Source organism: Rothia sp. HMSC073B08, assembly GCF_001812975.1.
Taxonomy (GTDB): domain Bacteria; phylum Actinomycetota; class Actinomycetes; order Actinomycetales; family Micrococcaceae; genus Rothia; species Rothia mucilaginosa.
The window spans coordinates 114,516-122,087 of sequence record NZ_KV811048.1; the positions used below are offsets into that span (position 1 = coordinate 114,516).

6 protein-coding genes are annotated in these 7,572 nt (G+C 59.4%); 4 read left to right on the forward strand and 2 right to left on the reverse strand.

What is annotated here, in order from left to right; translation table 11 throughout:
• Window positions 1-175: 175 nt before the first annotated feature.
• Together HMPREF2884_RS01045 and HMPREF2884_RS01050 are read right to left on the reverse strand one after the other, a co-directional pair.
• Window positions 176-838, reverse strand: coding sequence for a potassium channel family protein (locus HMPREF2884_RS01045; RefSeq protein WP_005504725.1), 663 nt, complete (start codon window positions 836-838; stop codon window positions 176-178).
• Window positions 831-2,456 (reverse strand): TrkH family potassium uptake protein, encoded by a 1,626-nt coding sequence (locus HMPREF2884_RS01050; RefSeq protein ID WP_070614897.1) that lies wholly within the window; start codon window positions 2,454-2,456, stop codon window positions 831-833. Before HMPREF2884_RS01050 ends, HMPREF2884_RS01045 begins: the two co-directional genes overlap by 8 nt.
• Window positions 2,457-2,866: 410 nt before the next feature.
• Between HMPREF2884_RS01050 and HMPREF2884_RS01055 the strand changes: the two genes are divergently transcribed.
• The 4 genes from HMPREF2884_RS01055 (at window position 2,867) to HMPREF2884_RS01065 (ending at window position 7,442) form a co-directional block, all read left to right on the forward strand.
• Window positions 2,867-4,051, forward strand: a complete 1,185-nt coding sequence (locus tag HMPREF2884_RS01055; protein WP_070614899.1) for an ArsR/SmtB family transcription factor — start codon at window positions 2,867-2,869, stop codon at window positions 4,049-4,051.
• A gap of 93 nt (window positions 4,052-4,144) precedes the next feature.
• Window positions 4,145-6,232: a FadR/GntR family transcriptional regulator gene (locus tag HMPREF2884_RS01060; RefSeq protein ID WP_070614901.1), complete on the forward strand. Its 2,088-nt coding sequence runs from the start codon at window positions 4,145-4,147 to the stop codon at window positions 6,230-6,232.
• Window positions 6,233-6,495: 263 nt separating this feature from the next.
• The gene (locus tag HMPREF2884_RS08965; RefSeq protein ID WP_005504750.1) at window positions 6,496-6,594 is read left to right on the forward strand and encodes a 30S ribosomal protein bS22; all 99 of its coding nucleotides are present in this window, start codon (window positions 6,496-6,498) and stop codon (window positions 6,592-6,594) included.
• 158 nt (window positions 6,595-6,752) lie between these two features.
• Window positions 6,753-7,442 carry a histidine phosphatase family protein gene (locus HMPREF2884_RS01065; protein ID WP_070614903.1) on the forward strand — a complete coding sequence of 230 codons (690 nt, stop codon included), beginning with the start codon at window positions 6,753-6,755 and terminating at the stop codon, window positions 7,440-7,442.
• Window positions 7,443-7,572 lie beyond the last annotated feature (130 nt).

The window sequence follows — 7,572 nt, forward strand, 5'->3', positions numbered from 1 at the left end:
CCCCCCCCTGACTAGGTGAAACTACAGAAAAACAGCCTCCTCCCGGCAGAACGGGAAGAGGCTGTTTTTCTATGCCTATTTGCTTTTCTATGTCTAATCGCGGGCTACTCAAATGCGGGCTCTTCAAAACCAGCAGAGCTGGGGAAGATAACCGCCGCAGCGAGGAAAAACGCGCTTAGGGTCGTGCCGCGAAACGCTCAATCAGGTCCACCTGACCGGACACAATCAGAATGTCGCGCGAGTGAATGCGGGTGGTGGCGTCCGCGTAGGTGAAGTCCTCACCTGGGGACTTAATGCCGACCACGGACACGCCGTACTTGGAGCGGATATCCGACTCAGCAAGGGTGAAGCCGTGGGTTTCCTTCGGCGGGCGCATCTTCGCAATCGCGAAGTCGTCATCAAACTCAATGTAATCCAGCAGTCGACCCGAGACCAGGTGCGCGGCGCGGCGGCCGGCATCCGCCTCAGGGTAGACCACGTGGTGCGCGCCAATACGCTCCAGAATCTTGCCGTGCGCGGGGGTAATAGCCTTCGCCCAAATACGCTCCACGCCAATGTCCACGAGGTTCGCGGTAATCAGCACGGATGCCTCCACCGAGGTGCCCACACCCACCACGGCGGAACCGAAATCGTCCGCACCCAACTGGTGCAGGGTGTCGATATCGGTCGCATCGGCGGAGACCACATGGGTCAGCACGCCGGACCACTTCTGCACCAGCTCGGGGTCCTTCTCAATAGCAAGGACCTCCTTGTTCTGCAGGCGCAGCTGGGCCGCCACCGCGGAGCCGAAGCGTCCCAGACCAATCACGAGGACGGGGGCGTTATGTGCACTAGCCAATGGTGGGCCTTTCTTCGGGGAACTTGTAGAGGCGGCGGCGTGAACGCAGCGCCAGGCCGGTCGCGGCGGTTGTGGTGCCCACACGGCCAATGAGCATCAGGCCGCTGAGCACATAGATACCCGCCGGCGGCAGGCTGGAGGAGAGACCATTCGAGAGGCCGCAGGTCGCGAAGGCGGAGATGACCTCGAAAATGACCTCCTTGAGGTCCGCGCCGCTAATAATCAGAATCGACGCGGCGCCGACACCTACCACGGTAGCACCCATAACAATCACGGAGATAGCAATACGCAGGGAGGACTCGGGGATGGTGCGGTTGAACGCGACAACCTTCTGATCGCCTCGCGCCTCAGCAAGGATAGACAGGGCAATCACGGCGATGGTCGTGACCTTCACGCCACCCGCGGTCGAGCCGGAGCCACCGCCAATGAACATGAGCATGTCCGTCAGGAGCGTGGAGACGGGGGTAATGCTGCTCATATCGACCAGATTGAAGCCGCCCGAACGCATCATTACAGAAGCAAAAATGGCGTTCAGAACCTTGTCGCCTGCGGAGTAGTCGCCGATGGTGGCGGGGTTGTTCCACTCGAAGAGACCCCAGAAGAACGCGCCAAAAGCAAAGAAAAACAGGGTCGTCACGGTGGTCAGCTTCGCGGTGAGCGACCAGTGGCGGGGGCGGAAAGGATGATGCTGAATCGCAATGAAAACAGGGAAACCGAGCGAGCCCAAGAACACGGCAATGCAGATGGGCACGAGCAGGAAAAGGTCATGGCCGTAAGGCACGATGCCGTCGGAATGCGGAGTGAAGCCTGCATTGTTGAAAGCTGAAATAGCGTAGAAGATGCTGTGCCAGATGGCTTGGAACGGGTCTTCGCCGAGGGTCAGGAAACGAGGAATCAGCACAAGCGCAATGATTGCCTCGATGGAGAATGAAGCATAGGAGACGCTCTTGATGATGCCACCGACCTCGCCAAGACGGCTGATGTTCAGGTCTTCCTGTGCGATGAGTTTGGTGCGCAGACCCATCTTACGGCCGATAGCCAGCGCCAGCAGGGAGGTAATGGTCAGAGTACCCAAACCACCGACATGACAAGCCACAAGAATCATTGCCTGACCGAAGGTGGACCACTGCTCGGCGGTGGAGACGGTAGTCAGGCCGGTCACCGTCACCGCGCTGGTAGAGGTAAAAAATGCGTGGTGGAAAGGCGCGGGCTGCCCATCATTGGAGGAGATGGGCAGTAGCAAGGTGAGCGTAAAGAAGATGATGACCAGCAGAAACGCAGTGATTGCGGTGCGCGAAGGCGAGGCAAGAACGGTCACGTCAATAAAGTCACGGAACCGTTCGAGGGTCTGCAGATTGAACCCCATGGGGGCGCGCTTACGCTGAACCTCGGAGGTTTCGCTCACGTGGTCGCGTAGGGCAAGCAGACGATCGAGGTCAATACCGGGCACACTCGTGAGGATGCTAAGGTTTTCGGCCTCGAGACGGTCGCGTCGACTACGGTGAACCTGCTGCTTTTGAGGCACGGATGTGGTGCCGCTGAGGGTGTCCCAGCGGCGGTTGAGCTGGCCCTGGGGGTGGTGGTGTCGGCGCCGGGTGCGGCGGAGTATGCGTCCCATGCGCCTCCTTCAGCGGGTCTGGGTGTTGGTGTGTTGGGCGGCGGATATGTGCCTGTTTTGACGCCTTCTAGTGTATCGCGCCGGGTGCCTACTGAGGGGGTTGAGGCTCTGGTGGTTTGGGGGTAAATATGTGAGCTTGGAGAAGGCGTGCGGTTGGTTTTGTGGGTGGAACCACGAAAACTATATATTCTGAATTAGCTATATAAGTATTGAGGGTCTGGGTGGCTCGCATATGCCTAGGATGAGATACAGGAAATCTCCACGAGATGTGATAGGCACTTCATGCTTTTCTCCCCTTCAGTGCTTCATATTGAGGTAGCATTCAGCGGTCTTTCAGAATTTTTGAAGGTAATTTCTGTATCAGCCTCATTCTAAGCTTGAGGCGTCACTTTATATGTCATAATCGCTATATGCATTCTGATGTTTTTTCTGTCATCGCGGATCCGACTCGCCGCCGAATTGTGCGTATTCTCGCTGAGCAAACCCACACGGTGGGTGCAGTGGTTGAAAAGCTGGGCATGAGCCAGCCGACCATTTCGAAGCACCTGAAAGTCCTTCGCGATGCAGATGTGGTCTCCGTGACCGTGGAGGGGCAGCGTCGCCTCTACTCCCTGAACCCGGATGTATTCGCCACCGTGACCGAGTGGATCAACGAGACCGTTCAGATTGCACGTCAGTCCAATGAGGCGCACGCACCCGTGGCACTGCCCGGTGGCGTGACTGCATCTGCCTCCGATAAGACGGCAGCTGAGAAGCCGGTCGAGAAGACCTCCGAAAAGAGTGCTCCGAAGCCCGAGGCGACCGACTCCGAAACTCTCACCGTTGAGGCACCCACCTCCGAGGAAATCGAGCAGGCTCGCATTCAGCGCGCCCGCGCACAGTACCTGACCCCCAGCGCGCGCATCTACTCGCGCCCTGCGGAGCAGGCTGCTGAGAGTGCCGCTTCCGAAGCTGTCGCTGAGAAGGCAGGAGCTACTGAGCCTACCCCGCAGGAAGAGGCAGTGGATAGCACCCCGATGCGCCCCTTCACTCCCGCATCGTACGGTTACGATGCTGGGGTGACCCCCGCGGCGTCGGCAACCCCCGTTCAGCCCGCTACCCCGGCGGCATCCGCTGAGGTGAAGCCCGCTGAGACCAACAAGACCACTGAGGCGAAGCCTGTCGTAGAGGATAAGCCGGTGGTAATCGCTCAGCCTGCCGCTACTGTGTCTTACGGTATTGACCCGGCTGCGGTTGTGGGCGGTTCGATTCAGCCTATTGCTGTGACCCCCGAAGCTCCTGCTGCCGAGGAGCCCGCGGTGGCTGAGAAGACTGTCAACGAACAGCCTGCAGAAAAGGCTGAGGAGAAACCCTCGGTTGAAGAAACCGTAGCTACTGAGAAACCTGCAGTTGAAGAATCTGCCCCCGAGAAGGCCGCTGTAGAAGAGTCTGACAAGGCTGAAGGCGCGTCTGAGACTTCCTCTGAGGAGACCGAGTATCAGACCATGCCCGCCTACGATTCGGTGTACCGCCCCAGCACTGAGACGACCAGTACCGAGGTGAAGGACGCCCACCGCGGTGGTCTCTTCGGCTTCCTGCGTGGCCGCCGCCGCTAAGGCGCGCCCTGACGCCGTTCAACCTCCGGCATAACTCATCGATAAAGCACACACACTCTCACTCACCTTTATCTAACCGAAAGACGCATTCACGTGGCTATTCATCGTAAAATTCTGCGCTGGCTCGAGAACGAACTGTTCGAGGGCAATATTCAGCTGGGTCAGGACCTGCCCAGCGATAGCGAGATTGCACGCGCTATTGGTGTGGGTCGTTCCCGCACTCGCGAGGCTCTGCGCACCCTGGAAGATATGGATCTGGTGCAGCTGTACAACGGCCGCGGCAAGGAAATGCTGGTACACCTGAGTGATGAGCCTGCCGCTGCCGCGAGTGCCGCTCTGCGCCTGCACATGTCCAGTTCGCGTTACCCGACTCGTGACCTGGTGCAGACCCGTATTCTGCTGGAAAGCTGGGCGATTGCGCGTATTGACCCGAAGACCGTCTCCTTCGCGGAGATGGACGAGGTTCTGGAGCAGATGGAAGACTTCGACCTGTCGATTCGTGACTTCCTGGAGCTTCTGTTGACGTTCCACCACCAGGTGATGCGTTGCGGTGGTAATGAGTTGCTGGTGGGTCTGCTCGCGTCGGTGCGTCAGCCGAGTTTTGAGTCGATGCTGTCTCTGGTGGGTCGTATGCCGCTGTGGAGTAGCGCTGTTGAGCGTCTGCGTGCTGAGAGCCGCGCTATTGCGGAGGCTCTGAAGGCTGGCGACGCTGCGACTGCGCGTGCCATGGTGATTGGTCAGCTGCGCGGCATGTATTCCGATGCCGGTATTGATCTGGAGCAGGAGGCGACCTCTGCGAATGGTCTGCCGGGTGAGCCGATTGCTTCTGAGTTTGCGCCGGTTGATGTGGATGAGTTTGCCGCTGATGACTTTGATGATTTGATGCAGGACGACCCGTCCTTCGCTGATGCGGAGGCTCTGCCCGCCGCAGATGCACCCGTTGCGGCACCCGCTTCTGTGGCGCCCGCTTCGGATTCTGTTCAGGCTTCTGCTCCGTCTTCTGTCGTGGAGTACACGGTGCCTGAGGGCGATATTGTCTACATTGAGGAGACTGCTGCTGAGACTCCTGTGGAGCGGGTTGATGAGCCTGCTGAGGTTCTTTCTAGCTCTAACGCTTCTGGCTCTGACAAGGTAGAACGTTCCATTCCCGCTGTTGCTCAGCCCGCACCTGCTGCAGCTCCTGCTACTCCCGCGCAGCCTACCGCTCATTCGGTGAGCGCGGATGTGCCGCTGAGCTTCGGCACCCCGCGCCGCAGCACCCCGGTAGCGCAGGTAACCCCCGCTGCTTCTGCGGCTCCGGTTGCTTCTGTAGCGGCTAGCTCCCAGACTCTCGCTTCCCAGCCCCTCAGCTCGCAGACTCTCAGCTCCCAGACCCCCAGCGGTCAGCTGCCGAGCGTCCCTGCCGCGTACGCGCAGGAAGAGGCTGAGGGTCCCGCGAAGGTTCTGCGCGCCTCCACGGCGGCTCCGCGTCGTCGTAGCGGCCAGATTGTTTCCCCGGTGCGTGCGACCATCATTAAGCCTGTGGATCGTAGCAAGGTGCTGACTGCGCCTGCCCGTACCGCGCGTCCCGCGGCTGTTGTGACTGCCGCGGCTCCTGCGGAGTCTGAATCGGCTGAGAATGTTCTGCGTGCCCCTGCGCGCCAGGAGGCGCCCGCCGTTCAGCCTGCTGAGCCTACCCGCCTTGAGGCGGCAGCGACCATTCACGATACTTACGAGAAGCTTCCGCATGAGGAGCCGGTGCAGGAGCGCGGCGGCATCTTCTCGAAGATGAAGCGTTTCTTTGGCGTGGATGTGTACGAACCTGAGCATGACGAAGCGCAGGAGAGTGCCGAGAAGGAGCAGGTCCTGAAGGCTGAAACGAAGCCCGAGTCCCAGCCCGTCATTGATGAGGAGGCGCTGGCTCGTGCCGAGGCTGAGCGTGCTGAGCGTTTGAAGGCGTTGCATGCGGCGGCTGAAGAAGAGGCGGCTGAGGAAAGCGCCGCTGAAGAGGTTTCGGTAGAAGAGCCGCTTGAAGAACCCGCTGAGGCTTCTAATCCCGCCCAGGAATCGGCTGCGGAATCGGTAGAGGTCGCCTCCTCGGCTGAGGAGAGCGCTCCTGAGGATGCTGTAGCTTCTTCCGGTTCGGTGCTGTCTCATGGCCGCGCTAAGGGCTCGAAGAAGTCGAAGAAGAAGCGCCGTTAGGGCTACCGAATCCCCGTTTTCGCCCCGAGATATCCTCGATATACCCGCGGGAAAAGCGGAAATTCAGGGAAAAACTCCTGAAAAGCCGCTCTCGAATGGTGAAAATGGGGGTAAACCTAGTACTCTAGGTAGGTAGCGCTCTAAAACGCAAGGGTATTTCTGTGCCTAAAATGCGTTTTGGATCGGTTATACCGGTATAAATATCCCCGGGTAGCTACCGAGTCGAATGGCTCGGCCGGGTACGAGTAAAGTGAGGAAATCCTATGGGTTCCGTTATCAAGAAGCGCCGCAAGCGTATGTCCAAGAAGAAGCACCGCAAGCTGCTTCGTAAGACCCGCCACCAGCGCCGCAACAAGAAGTAAATAGACTTCTTTCGCCCCGCCCTCCGTATGGAGAGGCGGGGTTTTCGCGTTCCTGCAGTTTTGGCGGGCCGGGTTTTGTACGCCAGGTTTTGTATTTGTAGAGGGTATGTGCGGGTCACTTGTTTGGGGTGCGGCGCGCTATCTGAGAGACTGGGATTATGACTGAAACTTCCACCATTAAAGTTCACCTCATGCGTCACGGCGAGGTGCACAACCCCGAGCGTATCGTGTACGGCCGTCTGCCCGGCTACCGTCTGTCCGATAAGGGCCAGCAGATGGTGCGTCTGAGCGCTGAGGAGTTCGCGGCTCGTGCTGAGCGAGGCGCCCGTTTCGTGCATCTGGTCTGCTCGCCGTTGCAGCGTACCCGTGAGTCTGCCGCCCCGGTTGAGGAGCTGCTGGGTCTGACCGCGCAGCCGGATGAGCGCGTCATTGAGGCGGATAACTACTTTGAGGGTCTGCACGTGAACGCGCAGGAGCTGCTGAGGAACCCGCGTCACTGGACGAAGCTGTACAACCCGGCGCGCCCCTCCTGGGGTGAGTCGTACCTGGATCAGATTCGCCGTATGGCTGCAGCTGTTCAGGATGCGGCGCGTACCGCCTACGAGCGCGGCGGCGAGGGTGCGGAGGCGATTATTGTGTCGCACCAGCTGCCGATTTGGATTACTCGCCTGGGGGTTGAGGGCCGCATGCTGCAGCATGACCCGCGTGCCCGTGAGTGCAACCTGGCGTCGATTACGACTCTGGCGTTTAGCACCACTGATTTTGAGCATGAGATGCCGCGTTTTGTGGAGTATTCGGAGCCTGCCGCGCCGCTGTACGGTGGCGTGATTCAGCTGCCCGGTAGCTAATCCCTAAAGCTGTTTTTGAGCATAGTAAGAGGCTGTGAGCCCATCCGTTACGGATGCGCTCACAGCCTCTTTCTGTAAACCTTGAGGGGCGCAGCGCCAAACCGGCTCTTCAGAGTTGAGTGTGGTTGGA

Excerpts from the sequence above, each read along its gene's own strand:
- HMPREF2884_RS01050 (WP_070614897.1), bottom strand. The coding sequence starts at position 2,456 with ATGGGACGCATACTCCGCCGCACCCGGCGCCGACACCACCACCCCCAG.
- HMPREF2884_RS01055 (WP_070614899.1), top strand. The coding sequence starts at position 2,867 with ATGCATTCTGATGTTTTTTCTGTCATCGCGGATCCGACTCGCCGCCGA.
- HMPREF2884_RS08965 (WP_005504750.1), top strand. The coding sequence starts at position 6,496 with ATGGGTTCCGTTATCAAGAAGCGCCGCAAGCGTATGTCCAAGAAGAAG.
- HMPREF2884_RS01065 (WP_070614903.1), top strand. The coding sequence starts at position 6,753 with ATGACTGAAACTTCCACCATTAAAGTTCACCTCATGCGTCACGGCGAG.